General features: G+C 57.1%; 15 protein-coding genes. 13 read left to right on the top strand and 2 right to left on the bottom strand.

The window, feature by feature from the left end; genetic code table 11:
• Positions 1–16: 16 nt before the first annotated feature.
• From EMQ_RS05760 to EMQ_RS05725, 8 genes are all read left to right on the top strand, one after another.
• Positions 17–742 (top strand): NADH-quinone oxidoreductase subunit J, encoded by a 726-nt coding sequence (locus EMQ_RS05760; RefSeq protein WP_010667121.1) that lies wholly within the window; start codon positions 17–19, stop codon positions 740–742.
• Positions 739–1,062 carry an NADH-quinone oxidoreductase subunit NuoK gene (gene nuoK / locus EMQ_RS05755; protein ID WP_010667120.1) on the top strand — a complete coding sequence of 108 codons (324 nt, stop codon included), beginning with the start codon at positions 739–741 and terminating at the stop codon, positions 1,060–1,062. Before EMQ_RS05760 ends, nuoK begins: the two co-directional genes overlap by 4 nt.
• Positions 1,063–1,067: 5 nt before the next feature.
• On the top strand, positions 1,068–3,011 hold the full coding sequence (gene nuoL, locus EMQ_RS05750) for an NADH-quinone oxidoreductase subunit L (protein ID WP_010667119.1): 1,944 nt from the start codon (positions 1,068–1,070) through the stop codon (positions 3,009–3,011).
• Positions 3,012–3,057: 46 nt separating this feature from the next.
• Positions 3,058–4,482: an NADH-quinone oxidoreductase subunit NuoN gene (nuoN, locus tag EMQ_RS05745; protein ID WP_010667118.1), complete on the top strand. Its 1,425-nt coding sequence runs from the start codon at positions 3,058–3,060 to the stop codon at positions 4,480–4,482.
• Positions 4,475–5,281, top strand: coding sequence for a biotin--[acetyl-CoA-carboxylase] ligase (locus EMQ_RS05740; protein ID WP_010667117.1), 807 nt, complete (start codon positions 4,475–4,477; stop codon positions 5,279–5,281). The genes nuoN and EMQ_RS05740 overlap by 8 nt, the downstream gene beginning before the upstream one ends.
• Positions 5,265–6,080: a type III pantothenate kinase gene (locus tag EMQ_RS05735; protein ID WP_010667116.1), complete on the top strand. Its 816-nt coding sequence runs from the start codon at positions 5,265–5,267 to the stop codon at positions 6,078–6,080. Before EMQ_RS05740 ends, EMQ_RS05735 begins: the two co-directional genes overlap by 17 nt.
• A gap of 9 nt (positions 6,081–6,089) precedes the next feature.
• Positions 6,090–7,739, top strand: coding sequence for a ribonuclease J (locus tag EMQ_RS05730; RefSeq protein ID WP_010667115.1), 1,650 nt, complete (start codon positions 6,090–6,092; stop codon positions 7,737–7,739).
• Positions 7,740–7,892: 153 nt separating this feature from the next.
• Entirely contained in the window at positions 7,893–8,570 is a 678-nt protein-coding gene (locus tag EMQ_RS05725) for a TetR family transcriptional regulator C-terminal domain-containing protein (protein WP_018308326.1), read from the top strand.
• On the opposite strand, the gene EMQ_RS05720 is transcribed toward EMQ_RS05725, so the two are convergent.
• Entirely contained in the window at positions 8,491–9,951 is a 1,461-nt protein-coding gene (locus EMQ_RS05720) for an NCS1 family nucleobase:cation symporter-1 (RefSeq protein WP_010666813.1), read from the bottom strand. The two genes, EMQ_RS05725 and EMQ_RS05720, sit on opposite strands and share 80 nt — an antisense overlap.
• Before the next feature lie 127 nt (positions 9,952–10,078).
• Between EMQ_RS05720 and hydA the strand changes: the two genes are divergently transcribed.
• Positions 10,079–11,479 carry a dihydropyrimidinase gene (gene hydA, locus EMQ_RS05715; RefSeq protein WP_010666812.1) on the top strand — a complete coding sequence of 467 codons (1,401 nt, stop codon included), beginning with the start codon at positions 10,079–10,081 and terminating at the stop codon, positions 11,477–11,479.
• A 145-nt stretch (positions 11,480–11,624) separates the two neighbouring features.
• Here hydA and EMQ_RS05710 read toward each other — a convergent pair whose 3' ends face one another.
• Positions 11,625–12,680 (bottom strand): 2OG-Fe(II) oxygenase, encoded by a 1,056-nt coding sequence (locus EMQ_RS05710; protein WP_018308327.1) that lies wholly within the window; start codon positions 12,678–12,680, stop codon positions 11,625–11,627.
• 211 nt (positions 12,681–12,891) lie between these two features.
• On the opposite strand from EMQ_RS05710, the gene EMQ_RS05705 reads away from it, so the two are divergent.
• The 4 genes from EMQ_RS05705 to EMQ_RS05690 all read left to right on the top strand — a co-directional run bounded on the left by EMQ_RS05705 (position 12,892) and on the right by EMQ_RS05690 (position 19,395).
• Positions 12,892–15,309: a TonB-dependent receptor gene (locus EMQ_RS05705; RefSeq protein WP_018308328.1), complete on the top strand. Its 2,418-nt coding sequence runs from the start codon at positions 12,892–12,894 to the stop codon at positions 15,307–15,309.
• A gap of 141 nt (positions 15,310–15,450) precedes the next feature.
• On the top strand, positions 15,451–16,809 hold the full coding sequence (locus tag EMQ_RS05700) for an NAD(P)-dependent oxidoreductase (RefSeq protein WP_018308329.1): 1,359 nt from the start codon (positions 15,451–15,453) through the stop codon (positions 16,807–16,809).
• A gap of 17 nt (positions 16,810–16,826) precedes the next feature.
• A complete protein-coding gene (gene preA, locus EMQ_RS05695; RefSeq protein ID WP_010667315.1) occupies positions 16,827–18,095 on the top strand; it encodes an NAD-dependent dihydropyrimidine dehydrogenase subunit PreA in 1,269 nt (422 codons plus the stop codon).
• 40 nt (positions 18,096–18,135) lie between these two features.
• Positions 18,136–19,395, top strand: a complete 1,260-nt coding sequence (locus EMQ_RS05690; RefSeq protein WP_010667316.1) for a M20 family metallo-hydrolase — start codon at positions 18,136–18,138, stop codon at positions 19,393–19,395.

Below are 19,395 nucleotides of genomic sequence, written 5' to 3'. Positions count from 1 at the left end.
GGGGAGGCTGTGTCTGATGGTCCAGCTCGTCTTTTATGTGTTCGCCACCATTCTGGTCGGTTCCGCCGCCATGGTGATCAGCGCACGCAATCCGGTCCATTCGGTTCTGTTCCTGATCCTTGCGTTCTTCAACGCGGCGGGTCTGTTTCTGGTTGCCGGGGCCGAGTTTCTCGCGATGATCCTGGTGATCGTCTATGTCGGCGCGGTGGCGGTGCTGTTCCTGTTCGTGGTGATGATGCTCGACATCGACTTCACCAAGATGCGGGAAGGTTTGCAGCGTTACGCACCGATCGGTGGTGTCGTCGGCTGCATCCTGTTCGTCGAACTGGTGATGGCGGGTCTTCACTGGGGCATGTCCCCGGTCATGCCTGCGCCGATCACGGGTGGCCTTGGCCAGCCCGGTGGCGCTGCGACCAACACCGGCGCGCTCGGTAACCTGATCTACACACACTACATCCTGCTGTTCCAGCTCTGCGGTCTGGTGCTGCTCGTCGCGATGATCGGCGCGATCACCCTGACCCTGCGTGACCGCCCGATGGGCCGTCGCCAGATCATCTCCCGTCAGCATGAGCGCAAGCGCGCCGACACGCTGGAGATGATGAACGTGCCGCTGGGGCAGGGCACGGATGCCAATGGCGGCTTTATCCGCCCCAACGATTCCTATTACGTGACAGCCGTTCCGGGCTCTTACGGAGTCCCTGCCGCAGAAAAGCGCGAGCCGGGTGAAGGAGACGCAGAATGAACACGGCAATCGCCCAGATCGGGCTTGGTCCCTACCTGACGGTCAGCGCGGCGCTGCTCGTGCTCGGCGTGTTCGGGATCTTCCTAAACCGGAAGAACATCATCATCATCATGATGTCGATGGAGCTGATCCTGCTGGCCGCCAACCTCAATCTGGTGGCGTTCTCCTCCGTTCTGGGTGATTTCTCGGGACAGGTTCTGACGCTGTTCGTGCTGACCATCGCCGCTGCTGAAGCTGCCATCGGTCTGGCTATCCTCACTGTCTATTTCCGCAACCGTGGCTCGATTCAGGTCGAGGACGTTGCGACGATGAAGGGCTGAGCATCATGCAGGCAGCACTCATCCTCTTTTCGGTCGCAACGCTGGCTCCACTGTGCGGCTCGGCTATTGCGGGACTGTTCGGACGTCGCATCGGTGACGGCGCGGCGCAGGCTGTGACCGTTCTGTGCATGCTCATAGCTACGTTGTGCAGTTATGGCGCGCTGATGGGCGGCTTCATAGGCGGCGGTATGCCAAGCGTGGCATTGCTGGCGCACTGGGTCGATGCTGGTTCCTTCCATGTAAACTGGGCGCTGCGGTTCGACACACTGTCCGTCACCATGGTGGCGATGGTGCTGACCGTCTCGACGCTCGTGCACATCTACAGCATCGGCTACATGTCGCACGACACGATGCCGCGTTACCGGTTCTTCTCCTATCTCTCGCTGTTCACCTTCGCCATGCTGATGCTGGTCACGTCCAACGACCTGATTCAGCTCTTCTTCGGCTGGGAAGGCGTCGGTCTCGCGAGTTATCTGCTGATTGGCTACTGGTATCAGAAGCCCAGCGCCTGCGCCGCCGCGATCAAGGCCTTCGTGGTCAACCGTATTGCCGACCTGTTCTTCCTTGTCGGCATCGGCCTGATCTTCGTGGTGTTCGGCACGGTTCAGTATGACGACATCTTCGCCACGGTCCCGGACCACGTCCAGACGGGTTACTACCTGTTCGGTTCGACCCATTCCGTGCTTGAGGTGATCGCCACGCTGCTGTTCATCGGCGCGATGGGCAAGTCGGCGCAGCTGTTCCTGCACACCTGGCTGCCGGACGCGATGGAAGGCCCGACACCGGTTTCGGCGCTGATTCACGCCGCCACCATGGTCACGGCAGGTGTTTTCCTGATGGCGCGCATGTCGCCGCTGGTCGAGTTCGCACCTGACACACGCATCTTCATCGTGCTGATCGGGGCGACGACCTGCTTCTTCGCTGCAACCGTTGGTCTGGTGCAGCCGGATATCAAGCGCACGATCGCTTATTCCACCTGCTCGCAGCTTGGCTACATGTTCATGGCTATCGGTGTCGGGGCCTATCAGGCGGCTGTGTTTCACCTAACGACCCACGCTTTCTTCAAGGCGATGCTGTTCCTTGGCGCAGGCTGCGTGATCCACGCCATGCACGACGAGCAGGACATGTTCCGTATGGGCGGTCTTTGGAAGAAGATTCCGGTGACCTACGCCATGATGTGGATCGGAAGTCTGGCGCTGGCTGGAGTGTTCCCCTTCGCCGGTTACTGGTCGAAGGACGCCATCCTGAACGCGGCATGGGTCTCGCATTCCGGCATGGGCACCTATGGCTGGATCCTCGGCACGGTGACGGCCTTCATCACGGCGCTGTATAGCTGGCGTCTGATCTTCCTCGTGTTCCACGGCAAGCCGCGTGACCAGCACGCTTTCGATCACGCGCATGAAAGCCCGGCTGTCATGCTCGGCCCGGTGCTGATCCTGTCGGTCGGTGCTCTGGTCGCTGGTGCGGTGTTGGCTCCGCTCTATATCGGCGGTAAGCAGGAAGGCTTCTGGGGCGGGGCGATCTTCAATGCGCCGGGCAACACGGTCATGGCCTCACTAGAGGATGTTCCGACACTGATCGGCCTGATGCCGAGCATCGTCGGTCTGCTGGGTATCGCTCTGGCCTACGTCCTGTATATCGCCAAGCCGGAGCTGCCGGGACAGATCGCCACGTCTTTCCGTCCGGTTTATCAGTTCCTGCTCAATAAATGGTATTTCGACGAGCTGTATGACGTGATCTTCATCAAACCCTATCGCGCCATTGCCCGAGCCCTGTGGCATGGCGTGGACGAGGGCGTGATCGAGAAGATCCCCGTCGGTCTTGCCGAGGCGACGCGTGGCACGGCGGTCACTGCTACCCGCACGCAGACGGGGTCCATCGCGATCTATGCGTTTACCATGCTCGTCGGGCTCGTTGTGTTCGTCACCACTGTGGTGTTTTTCCAATGAGCGGCTTTTCTGAAATCCTGCACGTCATCGCCGGGGAGAATGGACGATGAACTGGGTTATTGCGTTGCCGGAAATCGTTCTGGCAGTCAGCGGTCTCCTTATCCTCTCGGTGGGCGTGCTCACGAAGAAGGGCCATGCCTTCCTGCCGTCGGCGACGCTGAGTATCGCGGCGTTCGTGGTCACGGGCTTCTTTGTGGCGACGTCACAGGGTGGCGTGGGGTATGACGGGCTGTTCGTGGTCGATGCGTTCGCCCGCTTCATCAAGCTGCTGGCCATTGTCGGTGGCGTGGTCGCGATTGCGCTTTCGGTGGGCTACACCAACGAGCACCGCGAACTGCCGTTCGAAATGCCCATTCTCGTCCTGTTTTCGACACTCGGCGCAATGGTCATGGCGTCGTCCGCCAACCTGATGACATTGTTTGTCGGGCTGGAGCTGTCCTCTCTGGCCATCTATGTGCTCTGCGCTATGGAGCGGGATCGCCTGGGGTCTGCCGAAGCTGGTCTGAAATACTTCATCCTTGGCTCGCTGGCGTCTGGCCTGCTGCTCTATGGCGTGTCGCTGGTCTATGGCTATGCGGGTACGATGGAATACGCCCCCATCGCTGCCGAGATTAACAGCGCCGGTATTCTGCCGATCGGCCTTGTCATTGGCATGGTGTTCGTTCTCGTCGGACTGGCGTTCAAGCTGTCGGCGGTGCCATTCCACATGTGGACGCCGGATGTTTATCAGGGCGCGCCAACACCGGTGACAGCCTACATGGCCGGTGCGCCAAAGTTTGCAGCTTTCGCTCTGATCCTGCGCGTGATGGCCGGTCCATTTGGTGCGATGTCGCCGCGCTGGCAGTTGCTGATCGAAGTGATCGCGGCTCTGTCCATGCTGTTCGGTTCCTTCGCCGCTATTCCCCAGCGCAACATCAAGCGTCTGATGGCCTATTCTTCGATCGGCCATATGGGTTACGCGATGATGGGCCTTGCCGCCGCTTCTCCGGCAGGCACGACCGGCACACTGGTCTATCTTACAACCTATCTGATCATGAACGCAGGCACATTTGGCGTGATCACCGCCATGCGTCGTAAGGGACGTGAGGTCACGGAAATCTCCGACATCGCCGGGCTGGGTCGCACCAATCCGGGACTGGCTTTGGTTCTGGCGATCTGCATGTTCAGCATGATCGGCGTGCCGCCGCTGGCCGGGTTCTTCGGCAAGTTCATGGTGTTCGCCGCTGCCTGGAATGCTGGCCTGTATCCGCTGATCGCCATTGGCGTGGTCTCGGCTGTGGTCGGTGCGTTCTATTACCTGCGCATCGTGAAGGTGGCGTATTTCGATCCGGCAGCGCCGGCGTTTGATCGTCCGGCCCCGTCTGTATCGTTCGTGTCCATCGCGATGGGACTGGCGACGGTGCTGTTCCTGATTGGTCTGGGGCCGATCAGCGAGGCTGCTCAGGCTGCGGCGCAGGCTCTCATTGGCTGAGCCGGTCGCGCCGCAGGGTCACGTCCCGGATCAGCCCGCTGGTTGGCGTCTTTCATGTTTCGATGAACTGCCTTCCACATCTGACCTCTGCCTTGAAAAGGCGGAGGAAGGTGAGGCGGATGGTTTCGCTACCCTAGCCTTTCATCAGACCAGCCCGCGCGGCAGTCGCGGACGTCTCTGGTCTGACCCCGGCGACAGTCTGGCCCTTTCGGTGCTGCTGCGCCCCGATCAAAACGAACGAAAACAGCCCGGCGCATGGGCGTTTATAGCCGCTCTGGCGTTTCATGATGGCCTTGCTGCGGGACGAACAAGTTCCCGGCTGCGGATCAAATGGCCGAATGACATTGTGCTCGATGGTCGCAAGATGGGCGGCATTCTGGTCGAGGCCGGAGGGGGGAACGATCCTTGGCTGGTTATTGGTTTCGGGGCCAATCTTGTGGCCTCTCCTGCTATTCCCGGCCGGAAACTGGCCTGTCTTGCGGAATGGACAGTCTCCTGCCAGCCGCGAGCTGTTGCAGAGCGTGTGCTCGCTGCTCTGACGCATTGGCGGCAGGTTTTCAGGGATGGAGGCTTTGCTGCAATAAGGCTTGCATGGCTTGACCGATCGCTGCCTTTGGGAGCGCCCCTTGTAGTAAACGGCGGCGGACACTATTCTGAAGGTAGATTTGCAGGGATTGGTGAGGATGGTGAGTTGCTCCTCGACTGTAATGGGAGGGTCGAGAGAGTGATTACGGGTGAAGTGCTTTATGGTGATCCCAAGGTGAACGCGCTGGAAACCGGTCGTGCTGCTGGTCATTGACGCAGGCAACACCAACGCTGTTTTTGCTGTCGATGACGGAGAAAAATGGCGTGGGACGTGGCGCATTTCCATGCAGACGCAGCGCACCAGTGACGAATACGCTGTCTGGCTGCTGACCCTGCTGCAGAACGAGGGGATTGCGCCAGAAGACATTACAGGCGCTGCCATCGGAACAGTGGTGCCGGCTGCCTTCTATCATCTTCGCCAGCTTTGCCGTCAGTATTTCAATGTCGAGCCTCTGGTAGCCTCGCCGCGTCTGGACTGGGGCTTTCAGATTGCTCTGGACAACCCGACGGAAGTGGGTGTTGACCGTCTCCTGAACGGGCTTGCGGCCCAGCGTCTTTATGGTGGTCCGCTGGTGGTCATCGATTTTGGCACTGCCACCACGTTCGACGTTGTGGCGGCAGACGGAACCTATCTTGGGGGTGTCATTGCCCCCGGCATCAACCTTTCGGTTGAAGCCCTGCATATGGCCGCGGCGCGTCTGCCGCGGATTGGAATTGGTCGCCCGGAAGGCGGCCTTGTTATTGGCAAGAACACAAACATGGCCATGCGGTCAGGCGTGTTCTGGGGATATGTCGGATTGCTCGAAGGGCTTGTCGAGCGGATCAAACGGGAATTCGGAGCACCCATGAAGGTGCTCGCGACCGGTGGTCTCGCGCCGCTCTTCTCTGAAGGAACACAGGTCTTCGACCATATCGACCCTGAATTGACCATCAACGGATTGCGGTTCCTGTTCGAACGAAACCCGGAGCCGCCATTACACACCATCACAGACAGTACACAGGAAGAAGGATAACAATACGACATGACAGAAAAGGATAGCGGTCTGGCCTTTCTGCCACTCGGCGGAACGGGCGAGATCGGTATGAACCTCAACCTTTACAGGTTGGGGGAGACGTGGCTCGCAGTGGATTGCGGGATCGGGTTCTCCGGCAACGATACGCCGGAAGCGGAAATTCTGGTGCCGGACCCGACCTACATTATGGAGCGTCGGGACAAGCTGGCTGGTCTGGTCATCACGCACGCCCATGAAGACCATATCGGCGCAGTCGCACATCTCTGGACGCGCCTTGGCTGCCCGATCTACGCGACGCCTTTCGCCGCAACAGTGCTGCGTCGCAAGCTTGGTGAGGCGCGCCTTGACCAGCAGGTGAAGATCCACGTGATCCCCTGCGGTGGACGCTTCAATGTCGGTCCGTTCGACATCGAGTTCATTCCGGTCACCCACTCTGTGCCGGAAGCGCAGGCAATGGCCATCCGCACGCCGCAGGGCGTGGTGGTGCATACCGGTGATTGGAAGATCGACCCGACGCCGCTGGTTGGTCCGCCGACCGATATCGAGCGTCTGAAGCAGATCGGCGACGAAGGCGTGCTGGCGCTGGTGTGTGACAGCACCAATGTCATGACGCCCGGAGCCTCGCGTTCTGAAGCTGAAGTGCGTCAGGGCCTGACGGAACTGATGGGAACGCTCAAGGGGCGCATCGCCGTCACCTGCTTTGCGTCCAACGTTGCCCGCGTTGAAACCATCGCCATGGCGGCGCAGGCTGCCGGTCGCGTTGTGGTGCTGGTCGGACGCTCCCTGCGGAACCTTGATGTGGCAGCGCGTGAGTGCGGTTACCTCTCGGGTGTGCTGCCGTTCCTGCCGGAATATGAGATCAACAATGTCGAGGACGACAAGATTGTCATGATCATCACCGGCAGTCAGGGCGAACCCCGCTCGGCGCTGTCACGGATCGCCTCGGACACGCATCAGAGCGTGGCGCTCGGGGAAGGGGATACGGTCATTTATTCAAGCCGCATGATTCCCGGCAACGAGCGTGCGATCATGCAGGTGCAGGACAATCTGACCCGTAACGGCGTCCGTGTTATCACGGACAAGGAAGGGTACATGATCCACTGTTCCGGCCATGCCACGGCTGATGACGTGCGGATGATGTATGACCTGATCCGTCCGCAATATGCAGTGCCGACGCATGGCGAGTGGCGTCATCTGACGGCCCATGCGGCTCTGGCTCAGGAGAAGGGCATCGCCTCGATCCTGCTGGAAGACGGCGATATCCTGAACCTCGCGCCCGGTGCGGTGCAGGTGGTGGACACAGCGCCGACAGGACGTCTGGCTGTGGACGGCAACCGTCTGCTGGCGATGGATGGCGATGTTCTGTCCGCCCGTCGCAAGATGCTGTTCAACGGCATCATCATCGCCAGTGTCGCGGTGGATGATGAGGGCTACGTCATCGGTGAGCCGAAGATCAGTGCGCCGGGTCTGCTTGAGCAGGACGAGCCGGAAAGCAATCGCGTTCAGGAAGAGTTTTCCAACGCGATCGACGAGATTCCGGATGAGCTGCGCATGGACGACGTTTCCTTCCGGGAAGCTGCCAAGACAGCGCTGCGTCGTGCTCTGGGGCGTAAACTTCAGAAGCGTCCGCTCGTGGACGTTCACGTCCTTCGCGTCTGATGAACCTGTCAGGCAGGCACCATTATGAGAGTGTCTGCCTGTTCCTGAACGTGGCAGATGATACGTTTCGAAATGCCACGGTCATGTGCGGTCAATGACTGGGTGACATAATCGTCGGGCGAAAGTCACAGGGTTCAAGAGACAGAAAATTCAATGCGGCAAAAAGACGGAAACCGGCCCGCAGGGTCTTTGCGCGAGAATATGACAGGTCATATTCTGGATGCCGCAGAAAAAGTCTTTTCCTGTCACGGTTTTTCTGGTGCCCGCGTTGATGAGATCGCCCGGGTCTGTGATCTGCCCAAAGCAAATGTCCTCTATTATTTCAGCTCCAAGGAAAAGCTCTATCACGCGACGCTGGAGCGTTTTCTTGACGGCTGGCTGGCTGATGCTGACGCTTGGATTTCAGAAAAGAACCGGCCCTATGACGGTCTGCTGAAATACGTTCAGGCAAAAATCGTTTTCTCCCGGCGGAAGCCGGAAGTCTCCCGTCTCTTCATGCAGGAACTTCTGTCCGGCGGTGGCCAGATCGAAGGTTTTCTGAAAATCACGCTGAAAGAGCATGTCGAAAGACTGTCAGACGTTTTCAGGATCTGGCAGGAGCGGGGTCAGATGAAGGCGGTGAATGTTCCGCACTTCATGTTTCTGCTCTGGTCCATGACCCAGTCTTACGCTGACATGCAGGTCCAGTTTGCGGCTGTGCTGGGTCGGAAGAAGCTCCTGAAAAGCGATTATGACGATGGTCTGACCACCATCATGCAACTGCTTTCTTCTGTATGCATTGATGAGGAAACATCTGCGCCAGCAGAAGATAGCACCCAAACGCGGTCATAAATCCGGCGACGCAGGACAGGTTCCGATATTCTGCAAAAACCGCGAAAAAGATAAAGCTCAGCCCGCAGAGTGTGCCCGCGACAAGAGCGCTGATTGCGACAGGATTGATGCCGCCCTGATACCAGTAAGCATCGTGTCGATCTGAGGAATAAAGAACCTCAGGCTGAATATGCTGCTTTTTGACGATGTAGTAATCGGCCAGAAGAATGGCGACCATCGGCGTGATGCAGCTTCCCAGTACATCAAGCGTGAGATGCACCAGTTCGGGACGTGCATACAGGTTCCACGGTGTCACGATGATGGCGCCTGTCGCAGCGATCAGTCCGCCCTGCCGCCATGACAGCCGATTGGGCGCAATGTTGGAAAAATCAAAGGCTGCGGAAACAAAGTTCGCAGAAATGTTGATCCCGATCGTGGCTGTCACGACGGTCAGAACACCGAGAAGCGCTGTTGTCAGGCTGGTGGTTTTGACGACCGTTTCAATAGGGTCGAAAATCAGATGACCGAAGACGGGGAGTGTCAGGGCGATCGTCAGTAGGGTCAGGAAAGCAAAAGCCAGAAGATTGAAGGGGAGGCCCCAGAAATTGCCGCTCCGGATCGCACGCATGCTGACGCCGTAACGTGCAAAATCTCCAAAATTGAGAATGATCGGCGAGAAATAGGCGAAGATCAGCGCCATCGCATTCACAATGCCGGAGAACTGCTGTGTGAAGGTTGGGTGTGCTGCGACATGGAACATGTGAAACGAGGCATGCCCGCCCGTCTTGAAAAGGAGCCAGCCGTCGAGAAGCGCCATCATGCCGTAAATGATGGGACCGGCCCAGTCGATGAAATGGCGGATCGCGTCCATGCCGTTCCAGAAAACCATGATCTGCAGGGTCCACACGGTCATGAAGGCAACCCAGCCCACCAGTGAGAGCCCGACAAAGCCATGTTGCGAGGCGATGGCCCAAGGCTCAATGGCAGGCCAGAGTTTGACGGCAAGCACCACGAGAGCATTGGAGGCCAGCCAGGTCTGGATGCCATACCAGCCTATGGCGATCAGCCCGCGGATGAGGGCGGCGAGGATGGCGCCATAAACACCGAACGTCATACGGACCACAACGGGGAACGGAGCGCCTGTGCGGAAGCTGGGGGCGGCCACCAGGTTGCACGCCACCTGCACCACCAGAATGCCGAGGAGCAGGGCTAGGAACACGTCCTGAAGCGGTAATCCCATGACAAACAGGCTGCTGACCGTCACATAGCCCGCCACGCTATGAATGTTGGACATCCACAGGAACAGATAGTCCTTGCCACCCCATGTGCGTTGGGTCACCGGAGCCAGATCGTCATTGATCAGGCTGGATGAACTGGTCTGGGGTGATGAAGGGCCGCTCATGGTGCTCTCCCTGAGAACATGATTCGTTTCCGAAATATCTTATTGACCAGATAGTCAGAATAACAATACGATTTCGACATGAAATGTGGAGAAATCCACGATTCCTGGAATAACGAAGGACGCGCTCATGCTGCATATCAGAGGCGGTGACGTTGTAACGGCGGAACGCACCATGCGGGCCGATGTGCTGTGTGGCGACGATGGGCGGATTCTTCAGGTCGGACCGGATCTGGAAACGCCTGCTGGTTGCGAGGTTGTGGAGGCTGGTGGTCTGCTGGTCATGCCGGGCGGCATAGATCCGCATACGCATATGGAAATGCCCTTCATGGGCACGATTGCCACCGACGACTTCTTCACCGGAACGGCTGCCGGTCTGGCGGGCGGCACGACCAGCATCATTGATTTCGTGATCCCCGGCTCGGGACGTGGGTTGTTGGATTCATGGAAGGAATGGCGCGAAAAGGCAACGAAAGCGGCGTCTGACTACGGTTTTCATGTCGCCATCACGGAATGGAACGATCAGGTGCACCGCGATATGGGCACGCTGGTTGAAGAGTGCGGCGTCAATTCCTTCAAGCATTTCATGGCCTACAAGAATGCCCTGATGGTCGAGGACGATACCCTGCTTCGGTCGATGAAGCGGGCGTCGGAACTGGGCGCGATTTGTACCGTTCACGCTGAAAACGGTGATGCCGTCGCCTATCTCCAGCAGGATCTTCTGGCGCAGGGACGCACCGGTCCGGAGGCGCATCCAGTGTCGCGTCCACCGGAAGTGGAGGGCGAAGCCGCCCAGCGCGCCATTACGCTGGCTGGGCTGCTTGGTGTGCCGGTCTATATTGTCCATGTTTCCACGGAGCAGGCGGCGAAAGCCATCGCGGACGCCCGTATGAGAGGGCAGGAAGTGTACGGCGAGGTCCTGCCGCAGCATCTCGTGTTTGACGAAAGCGTCTATGAAACGTCGGACTGGCTGAAAGCGGCGCGCTACGTCATGAGCCCGCCGTTCCGTCCCCGTCATCATCAGTCATCGCTATGGGGCGGCCTCATGTCCGGGCAGTTGCATACGACGGCAACGGATCACTGCTGTTTCTGTGCGAACCAGAAAGAAGCGGGGCTAAAAGATTTCACGCGCATTCCCAACGGAACGCCGGGCATCGAGGATCGAATGAGTGTGCTGTGGCACTATGGAGTGAAAAAAGGTCGCCTGTCTCCAGAAAATTTCGTGGCTCTGACTTCGACCAATACGGCCCGGATTTTCAATGTCTATCCGCGGAAAGGGGTCATCGTCCCGGGAGCCGATGCCGACATTGTCCTGTGGGATCCGGATGCGGAGCGGACCATTTCGGCTGCAACGCATCATCAGAACGTCGATTACAATATCTTTGAGGGTATGACATTGACCGGTCTGGCGCAGACCACGATCAGCAATGGAAAGATCGTCTGGCAGGATGGTGATTTGCGGGCGGTCAAAGGAGCGGGACGTTATCTCAGCCGTTCAGCTCTGAAGCGTGCGCCTCGTAAGCCTCTTTAGGAAATATATAAGGATATTTGAAAAAGAGACTGTGTTTTACGGACTTTATTCCGCAGTTCACAAGATGCCCACTGTTTTGGAGATTGCCTTGTCTGTTAAACACAAGAAGGGCAACCCATGTTGCTCAACTGTTTGAAAAATATTTCTATTTCCGTTCAGAAATTTTATCTTCCGTTATGTCTTCCTGACTGCGGGCATAAGCGAGTGAATCTTCGTTGAAGGCAAAGGGCAGGCATGCATAGCGCTTGCCTTCTGTGACAGGTCGGACGGCATGCATGAGGGCGCTGGAAAAGATGAGGGCACCTCCGGCAGGAGGACAGAACCCCTGATCTGAAAATTCCGGAAAGACCAGTTCTCCTCCCTTGAAATCTTTATTCAGGTTAAGGGAGATAGCAAAAAGCCTATGAAACGCCCCCTTGACCGTGTTGTCCCGATGTGGTCCGAAGCCTCCCAGTTCGGCGGCGTCATAACATCCGACAATCATGCGATCCATGCCGGTGACGGTGCATTGAAAACTCTTGCGGATTTCAGGAACGACACGTCGGATGATGCGGGCTTGCAACCCCCGGACCAGTGCTTCATCGCGTAAAACACAGTCATGTCTGCGTTTGAACGATTGGCTGACCGTCTGGATAGCAACTCCTTCGCTATTGCGGGTTAGAATGCCGGAGAAATTCTGTGGTTGGCTCTGATAATATGAAATAAGCGCCTGACAGAACTGTGGCTCAAGGACGTCGTCAAGCATGAGGGCAGGGATAGGGCCATTCTGGAAGCGGGGCGCATGATCCAGCCACTGGTTCAGGTTCTCCGCAACATCGGGGCTGTCGGGGAGAACCAGTTTGATTCTGAGCATCGGGTCTACAAGAACCCAGAGCGTCTGGTCACTGGCGACATTATAAAGCTTGTGCACAGCATGATCTTTGTCAAAAACGATGATGCTGTCTGCTGTAGGTAGATCAGAACAGGAATTGGCGTTCTCCTGGCAGTCTCCTGCAATACAGAAGATTTCCAGAATGTCGTTCCTGCGTTTCGCCTCAAGGTCACGGAAGACCTTGGTGCCGAAGGCTGGGGGCGCAGAGTGATCTGAAGGCATAAAGATCAGCAGACTGTACCGCCCGGCAGCCATATCGAAACTATAGCGGCCCCAGTCCGTGTTGGCTTTCTGTAGAAACAGGGGAGCAGGGTCACCGGGGAGGATCATAAGCAGAATTCTCTGATCACTGTTGATTATCGCTTATTATATTGAAAAATATGATTATTCCAGATTTTTTGTTGGATTTCATTTCCTGGAAAAAAGCAGACATCAAAAAACTTAACCATCTGGTCGAAATATCGTTGCGAATCCGGATCAAAAAATTATAGTTGCTCACCGTCGATCACTTAACGTTTCGATGCTGGAGCAGGAAAAGAATATGGTCCGAAAACGCCTTTCAGTTTTTCATTTCCTTCTGGCAGGGACGATCTGCGGGGAGACAATTCCAATTGAGTATGCAGCAGCGCGGGATGTCATACTTCCTGCGAAGGCGGCAAAAGCAGCCAACGGCAGTGGTGGGGTAAAGAAGCCCGTTGTTTCCAGACCGCGTTCGGTGAAAGCCAGTGGGCCCGGAGAAGCAATCCAGGTGACGGGCCGCACGGTGTCTCCGCAGGGTGTTACGGGACGGCAACCCGGTGGCGGTCTCATGCGTCTCGAAACGCGCGCCGGAACCATCCAGTCAGTAACACGAGATTTTATCGCCAAGCAGCCACCGTCGGCCAACCCTGTGCAGGTGCTGTCGCTGACACCCAGCGCCTTTGTCACGCTGACCGAGCCTTACGGTATTGCCGGAGGCAATCTGACCCTGCGCGGATTGCCGGGGGACCATGTCGGCTGGATCTATAATGGCGCGCCGGTCAATGACGTGGGTGACGGTGGGTTTTATGCCAACCAGACGTCCGACGGTGATAACCTGAAATCGGTCTCCCTCACGCCCGGATCAGTCGATATCGATACGCCGAGCATCTCCGCAGCAGCAGGTGCAGCCTATGCCGATTTGATCGATCCATCACACAAGCGTGGTGGTTTTGTCGATTTTTCCTATGGTTCCTATGACATGCACAGAGAATTCGTGCGGCTGGAAACTGGCGATATCGGCAAGACTGGCGTGCGTGCGTTTGCCTCTTTCTCGAACACGGCAGCTGATAACTGGCGTGGTCCGGGAAAGTTCACCCGCAAACACGTCGATTTCAAACTGATCAAGGATTTTACGCCGGAAAGCCGCTGGACAATCAACGCCAGCTATAACACCAACCAGTTGCAGCTTGATATGTATCCGACCAAGGATCAGTTCGCGCAATACGGCAAGAAACTGGATTATAGCTCCCACTTTGATAAGAACAATCCGACGGACTACTACAAATATGGTCTGGACGCTTTCCAGAACCTTATTGCTTCTGCTCCACTTTCCCTGAAACTGGCGGACGGCCTCCGGTTTGACGATACGCCCTATCTCTGGTGGGGGTCTGGCACCATTGGCGGTGTGAGCACGATCGAAGACGGTCAGACCTTTTCGGGTAATCAGCCTGTGGACGTGAATGTCGCCAACGGCACGACCGTCTATTCACCGCTGTATTTCAGCTACCACAGGACCGGCAACAACGCGAAAGTCACATGGACCAAGGGGATCAATACGCTGACCTTTGGCTGGTGGTATGAATGGTCGCGCACCAATCAGGCCACTCCCGTCTCTTACATCAACCAGAATGATGGTGGTCCTGCCAACATTTATGGTGACTATGGTCCCAACATCTATCGTCTGGCTAACGGCAAGAAGTGGTATCTCAATGATCATAACACGTTCACACAGGTGAACATGCTTTATCTGGGCGACAAGCTGAAGCTCCTTAATGACAAGCTGGAATTGCAGGCTGGTGTGCGTCTGGCGATGGTCAGTCGCAAGGTCAACAGTTATGTGCCCAATATTGTGCAGAACCGCGGGCAGAACGTTTTCGAACCTCTGCCGCAGTTCAGCGCCAGCTATACATTCAATTCGCATCATCAGTTGTATCTGCGGGGATCAACCAGCTTCAAGATGCCCAACAACAACACGATGTTCGAGCTGTATAATGTGAACGGCAGCATGTCGACAGCGCCTTCGGACAACGTGAAGCCGGAATATTCAATTAACGAAGAAATCGGTTACCGCTATCACGATGATATCTTTGTCGGTGACATTTCCTTTTTCAACTACAACTTTACAAACCGTCAGATGGCGATCCTGAGTTATTTCGGCAGCGCGCCTATGGCGACGACAATGAATGTCGGTAACCAGACCTCACGGGGCGTTGACGTCCAGCTTGCGACACGTCCGATCTTTGGTCATTTCCGTCCCTATATCAGCTTCGAATATCTCGATGCGACCGTGGACTCGGATATTCACTATCTGAACGATTACCTTCGCACCAAAGGCAAACGGCCTGCGCAGACACCGCACGAAATGGGAGCCCTTGGTGTCGACTGGGACAATGGCCACATATTCCTTGACCTCAACCTGAAATATGTCGGCTCGCAGTACGCGACACTTCTCAATGATGAGAAACTGCATCCCTACATTTCCGACTCGCTGACGGTGGGTTATCGGTTCTCCAATGTCTGGTATCTGCACTCGCCACAGATTCAGCTGAACTTCCAGAATCTGGCGGGTTCACTCTACAGAAATGGCGTCTATTCGATGACACCGTTCGCTCACCCCACGACCGGCGTGTATGGCACGCAGTATACGTCCGCCTCGGCTCCGACCTATACCCTCGCGCCGCCTCTGTCGGTTTCCTTTTCAATGTCCACCGGTTTCTGATTTTCCTGTCATGTTCAGGGAAGGCCCGTCGGTGAAAGCTGCCGGGCCTTTTTCATATTCGATAAAAACCTGACTGAATGGTCAGAAAAACATTGCGTAAACGAATCATATTCGCCACGATCATGTGGAACAGGAATCTTGATGGATAAACAGCCAATGCCATCCCCCGATATCGCAACCGGCCGTCTGACTGAGCAGGAGCTCAATCATAATTTCTCCGATGCGCATCCGCCGTTGTCCCACGAACAGGCGCTGGTGGAAGCGGAACGCTGCTTTTACTGCTACGACGCACCGTGCATCGAAGCCTGTCCAACCAGCATCGATATTCCCCGTTTCATCCGGGCGATCGCGACGGGCAATATGCAGGGATCGGCACGCACGATTCTGGACTCCAATATCCTCGGCGGTTCATGTGCGCGCGTTTGCCCCACCGAAATTCTGTGTGAGCAGAAATGTGTGCACAACACGCTCGAAGAAGGGCGACCGGTCAGGATCGGCCAGTTGCAGCGTCACGCAACGGACTGGCAGATGGAGCATGGCGGCCAACCATTCCGTCGTCAGCCAGAGACGGGCCGACGTGTGGCGATTGTCGGGGCAGGGCCTGCGGGTCTGGCGTGCGCTCATCGCCTTGCGATGTATGGCCATGACGTAGTGCTGTATGATCGTCATGCAAAGGCGGGTGGTCTGAATGAATATGGCGTTGCGGCCTACAAGCTTTCAAATGACTTCGCGCAGAAAGAGGTAGATTTCCTTCTTGCCATTGGCGGGATTTCGGTTGTCGGAGGCAAGACACTGGGTGTTGATTTCAGTGTTGGTGACCTGAAGCGCGATCATGACGCCGTGTTCCTGTCGATCGGTCTCACTGGCGTCCGGCAGTTGGAAATGGAAGGGGAGACGCTCGACGGTGTTCAGGACGCGGTCTCTTTCATTGAAACGTTGCGGTCGATGTCGAAAACCGATGTGCCTGTTGGACGGCGTGTCGTGGTGATCGGTGGCGGCAATACAGCGGTTGACGCCGCTGTGCAGGCGCGGCGTCTGGGAGCGGAAGAGGTGACGCTGGTTTATCGTCGTGGCGCGGAAAACATGTCGGCGACAGCGGTCGAGCGGGAATGGGCACAGACGAACGGTGTCACCGTGCGCTTGTGGGCGTCCCCTGTAGCAATCGTGCAGGAGGACAGCGCGCTGGCCGGAGTAGAGTTCGCACGGGGTTCCCTCAATGAGTCCGGCAAGCCTGTCTACAATGCAGACGACAGGTTCTTCATTCCGGCGGATATGGTGTTGAAAGCTGTTGGACAGATCTTCTGCCATGACCCGATCAGCGGTGAAGAAATTGCAATCGAGAATGGTCGTATCATGGTGGATGCAGAGTATCGCACCAGCATGAAGGGCGTTTACGCGGGCGGCGACTGTACGCCGGGTGAAGACCTGACGGTCGCGGCTGTGCGGGATGGACGGGATGCGGCGGAAGCCATCAATGCTGCTCTTTCAAGCGCGGCATAAAAGAGGGGAACGGGAATATGGCTGACCTGACAACAGTTTTCGCGGGCATTCGCTCTCCCAATCCTTTCTGGCTCGCCTCCGCGCCACCGACGGACAAGGAATACAACGTCCGTCGTGCTTTCGAGGCAGGCTGGGGTGGTGTTGTCTGGAAGACGCTCGGCGAAGATCCGCCAGTCGTGAACGTGAGTTCGCGTTATGGCTCGCTGGATTTCAACGGCGCACGTATGATCGGTCTGAACAATATCGAGCTGATTTCGGATCGTCCTCTTGCGACCAATATCGCGGAAATAAAGGCTGTTAAAAGGGATTATCCGGATCGTGCTGTTATCGTCAGCCTGATGGTGCCGTGTGAGGAAGAGAAATGGAAAGCCATCCTTCCAATCGTTGAAGAAACCGGTGCGGACGGCATCGAGCTGAACTTTGGCTGTCCGCACGGCATGTCCGAGCGAAACATGGGTGCCGCCGTGGGGCAGGTGCCTGAATATGTGGAAATGGTCACCCGCTGGTGCAAGCAGAACACCCGTATGCCGGTGATTGTGAAACTGACGCCCAACATCACCAACATTCTCATGCCAGCGCGTGCGGCGAAGCGCGGTGGTGCGGATGCCGTGTCGCTCATTAACACCATTCAGTCCGTGATCGGCGTTGATCTGGACCAGATGGCGCCCATGCCGGTCGTGGGAGGGCTGGGAACGCATGGTGGGTATTGCGGACCCGCGGTGAAGCCGATCGCGCTGCGCATGATTGGTGAGATTGCGCGTGATCCTGAAATGGCCGGTATGCCGATTTCAGGCATTGGCGGTATCGGCTCCTGGCGTGATGCGGCCGAGTTTCTGGCGATGGGATCAACTACGCTTCAGGTCTGCACGGCGGCGATGCATTATGGTTTCCGCATTGTCGAGGACATGGCGGACGGTCTTTCCGCATGGATGGATCAGAAAGGCTACAACTCGATCGACGATGTTTCCGGTCGCGCCCTCAAGCAGTTCGTGCCGTGGAATCAGTTGAACATGAAGTTCAAGACGATTGCGAATATCGATCAGGATGCCTGCGTCAGTTGCGGCCTGTGTCACATCGCCTGTGAGGACACATCACATCAGGCGATCGCTAAAACACGTGTCGATGGCGAACGACACTATGAAGTGATCGAAGAAGAATGCGTAGGATGCAATCTGTGCGCCCATGTCTGTCCGGTCGATGGATGCATTACAATGGAGCCGCAGCCGGTCGAAGGGCATCTGACATGGCCGGAGCATCCCAATAATCCGCATCGTATCATGGCGTAACTGTCTGTTTCCTGATTTAGTCTGAACAAGGAGAAAGAGCGTGTCCCAGTCGGTCAAAGGCAGCAATCTCAGGGTCGATGGTAACGCCCTCTGGGTGGATCTGATGGAAACGGCCCAGTATGGCGGCACGCCGAAAGGGGGCATCCGCCGTCTGACGCTCACGGATGAAGACCGACAGGTCCGCGATTGGTTCGTACGCACCTGCACCGATCTGGGTTGTGAAGTCTCCTTTGACTCCATGGGGAATCTCTTTGCTCGCCGTCCCGGACTGGACAATGCGCTGCCTCCCATCACGATGGGCAGTCATCTGGATACGCAGCCGACGGGTGGCAAGTTCGATGGTATTCTGGGCGTGCTCGGCGGCCTGTCCGTTCTCCGCGCGCTGCACAATTCCGGTTATACGACACGCCATCCCATCGAGGTCATCAACTGGACCAACGAGGAAGGCTCACGCTTTTCACCGCCGATGATGTGTTCCGGTGTTTTCGCAGGCATTTTCACGGAAGCGGAAGTGCTGGACAAGCGGGATCGCGCCGGTATCCGTTTTGGGGATGAACTGGACACGATCGGCTATCGGGGCAAGGAGCCCTGCGGTCAGCATCCGATCTCGGCGTATTTTGAACTGCATATCGAGCAGGGTCCGATTCTGGAGGCCGAGGACAAGACGATCGGTATTGTCACCGGCATTCAGGGCGCACGCTGGTATGAAGTGACGGTGCGCGGCAAGGATGCTCATGCCGGTTCAACACCGATGCCGCTGCGTCATGACGCGCTGGTTGCATCCGCCGGGATGATCATGGCGGTCAGTGAAGTGGCGAAAGCGCATGGCCCCAGCGCGGTTGGCACCGTGGGGCTGCTCGAAAACCGTCCCAACAGCAGCAATGTCGTGCCGGGTGAGGTGTTCTTTACCATCGACATCCGCGACCCGGATGATGCGGTGGTGTTGCAGATGGAGCAGGAGCTACGCGGGAAGCTGGAGAAAATCGCGCAGGAGAACAGCGTCGAGCTTGAGATCGTGCAGATATGGGACGCACCGGCTGTTCACTTTGATAAGGCGTGCGTCGGCATGGTGGAGGAGGCCGCGACAGAGCACGGCTACAGCGCACGTCGGATCGTGTCCGGTCCCGGTCATGACGCTGGTTATGTGGCCAAGGTCGCTCCGACAGCGATGATCTTTGTGCCCTGCAAGGATGGCCTCAGCCACAATGAGGAGGAGAGCATCCTGCAACAGGATGCCGAAATGGGCGCGAACGTGCTGCTGGCGGCCGTGCTCAAGGCGGACCAGACGTTCGATCAGTAA

The organism is Acetobacter aceti NBRC 14818 (assembly GCF_000193495.2).
In the GTDB taxonomy this organism is placed as follows: domain Bacteria; phylum Pseudomonadota; class Alphaproteobacteria; order Acetobacterales; family Acetobacteraceae; genus Acetobacter; species Acetobacter aceti.
Note: the sequence above shows the minus strand (reverse complement) of the source record. Positions and strands in the feature narration are given on the sequence as shown.